1 protein-coding gene is annotated in these 2,882 nt (G+C 66.8%); it reads right to left on the bottom strand.

Translation table 11 applies throughout. The features are described 5' to 3' along the window. Nucleotides 1-2,882, bottom strand: a 2,882-nt coding sequence (locus KY572_RS46720; protein WP_224250300.1) for a DUF6531 domain-containing protein, incomplete at both ends; no start/stop codon positions are given.

Raw genomic sequence — 2,882 nt, 5'->3', positions numbered from 1 at the left:
ATCACATGGCCGCTGTAGCCGTGACTCCAGCCTCGCCCGAGCGGGCCCGGCTCATTGCCTCGGTTCGTGTAGCTCCGTGAGAACTGGAGCGCGGGGCGACGGCCAGGCACCTCCAAATCCACCACTTGACGCACGAGGTGCCCGTCCACCGTGCTCACGTTCTTCACGAACGTGTGGCCCACTGGCAGCACGCTCGTGTCGGTGATGCGTGTGCGCAGCTCCAGCTTCCGCTCTTGATGCTGCGTGGGGGCGCTCGCTGGCGCGAAGTCGATGCGCACCTCCTGCCCCGACGGATCTCCTGGCGGCACACTCACGAACAGCATGCCGGGCTCGGGCTGCTCCGGCATGGGCACGTCTTGCTCCGCCGGATTCAGCACCAGCATCGGTCCCTGACCGGCCGTCACATCCGCAGCCGCCAGGAGCGCCTGGCCCGAGTACACCCGCACCTGCCCGCTCTCCGACGGGCAGAACCGCAGCGGAGCGGGAACGGGAATGGGCTTCACGGTGGCCGTCGGCACCACCACGTCCTGGGGATTCCTGGGCGTGGTGGCGGACTCGAAGTTGCGCACCGCGAGGATCAGCTTCGCCCCGAGGGGACCCTTGGGGGCTGCGAGGCCCGGCGTGGTGAAGTCGAGAGAAGCAGTGGTTTCGGCAATCTTCGTTCGCGCTCCACTCGATAGCTGGAAGTCTGGCGCGAGCAGCTCGAGCCGGACCTTCCCTCCATGTGTGCCTTGGCGGATCTTGAGCGGCAGGCGACTGATGTACCCCTCGAAGAGCTGCAGCGAGGTGCCATCCGCGGGATCGCGTGGATGGCTCGGCAGATCGACCAATGTCTCTCCCGAGACGACAGGCTCCTGCACGATGCGCGCATAGAGGGGGTAGTCCGCGGGATTGTGGACGCGGAACAACAGCCACTGATCGGTCGCGGAGACTCCGCCACAGCCGTTCGCTGTTGCCAGCGTGCCGTTCGCCTGGATCTTCTCGACGGTAATTTCTGGCTTGCGGGACTCGAGCTCCGTGGAGAAGGAGCTGCCGCAGCAGATCCACGACTTGCCGGGCCTGGAGTCGGAGTAGACGAGTTCGCCCCAGAACTTCAGTCGCTGCTTTCCATTCTCGACCAGGTAGCGGGGCCAGAAGACGACGTTGTCGTCCCGATCGAGCGCGGCCATGGAGCCCGTGCCCACGTCGCTGGGAGTCGCCGTCTCATGGCTCAACTCCTTGCCCGTGGCCACGTCCTGGATGGCCATGTGGATGCGCGCGACCGTGAAGCCCGGTTCCTTTCCCGTCACCCGGACCCAGTTACCGGTCCCGTCCTCGTTCTCACGGCGCAGCAGCTCCGCGAAGAACGGCGCCGGGGTGGACGAGCCCGGTACTCCGCGGGCCGCCGCCCTCTCCGCCGAGGTGAGCCGGAAGACGGCCGTGGCCTCCTCCGTGTCGACTTCGAACTTCTGGGACACCGTCTCCGTAGCCGCGGTGATGGTGTAGCGCCCCTCCTCCATGCCCGAGATGAAGCCCACCAGCCCTCCCCCCTGGGTGTCCGTCTTCTGATCCAGAGCGGGGAATTGATGCTCGGGCTCTGAGCCCAGGAACTGAACGCGTCGCAGCTCTGGCAGCTTCCGGGGATCGAAGAAGCGGGCTGTGTTCGGATTGGAGGCCCAGTTCACCGTCTGGTTCGCCAGCGGGTTGTCGTGCTGGTCCATCGCCGTGACGGCCAGAGCGACGCCGAGCTCTACTCCTACTCTGTTCTTGAAATTCGTCGCTCCCGGAACAAGCTTTGAGACCCGGTCCGGTCGCCCCACGAAGCGGAACGGATCCTGGAGGACGATGGCTACGGCGTTTCTCTGGACGTGAGCGCTCACCACGTTCAGGCCGAGGAGCTGATTGAACGGGACCGCCTGTTCCAGGATCGCGAGCCGGGGAATCTTCGTATCCGGCAGCGCAATGACCGATGCCCTGCCAGTGACATCCGTCAGGACGGTGATGCGCTCGACGGGAGCGGAATCAGGGAAGCGCGCATCCTTGAAGAGAGGCTTGGAGACATCCGCTGTCTCGAACGTCACTGGCGCACCCTGGACCGGAACTCCCTCCACAGTGGTGACGTAGACCGCGAGCGGGTGGGGCAGATGCTGGCCTACGGTGCCGGTCTGGAAGTTCGTCGCCTCCACCTTGACGATGCGAGCCACCTTCGAGAGGTCATCCGTGGCCCTCGGCGCATCCGGGCGCCCCAGTCGCTCGGCGAGCTCGGCGTCCGTCCAGAACTCGGGCGACACGATGGTCTGCCCGCCTGAGACCAGGCCCGAGAGGAAGTAGCCTCCCTCTTCGGTGGCAGGATCCCGGGTGATGAACCCCGTCCCCGTCCAGTTCTCCAGCGTCAGCGACGTGGCCGGGATGAGGACGTGCCGGCTCTTCGCGAGCTGCTCCGCCACGGCCTGCAGCACTTCGGGCGTCGCGGACAGGCCCGTCAGCACATCCCCTGGCTGCAGATGAAGGACGGGAATGCCTCGCGCCGCCGCCTCCTGGAGCACCGAGACGGTGGACACCGCCGCCTCCCCCGTGCCGCTGGCGAGGATGCGCGCCTCCTGGAACGAGCCCTCGTAGCCGGACAGGCGCAGCAGCGCCGCGCCTCGCCCCGGCTTCAGCTCCACAGGCGTCATGGCGCGGAAGTCCGCGTCCACCTCCAGGCCCTTCCACTCGAGGCGCCGATGGACTCCCAGCACCTCGTCCACTCGGAGCTGGTTCTGCACGAAGACGATGTTCGCCGTCGGCCGCACCGGAATGACCTGGAGGAGCCTCGCGAGCTCGTCTTCTCCCTGAGTCCAGGCGTTCGCGTAGGCCGCCGCTCTCGCGTACAGGAAGCGCGGCGCCGGGCCGTCCAGGTCCTC

The organism is Hyalangium gracile, from assembly GCF_020103725.1.
Classification (GTDB): domain Bacteria; phylum Myxococcota; class Myxococcia; order Myxococcales; family Myxococcaceae; genus Hyalangium; species Hyalangium gracile.
Note: the sequence above shows the minus strand (reverse complement) of the source record. Positions and strands in the feature narration are given on the sequence as shown.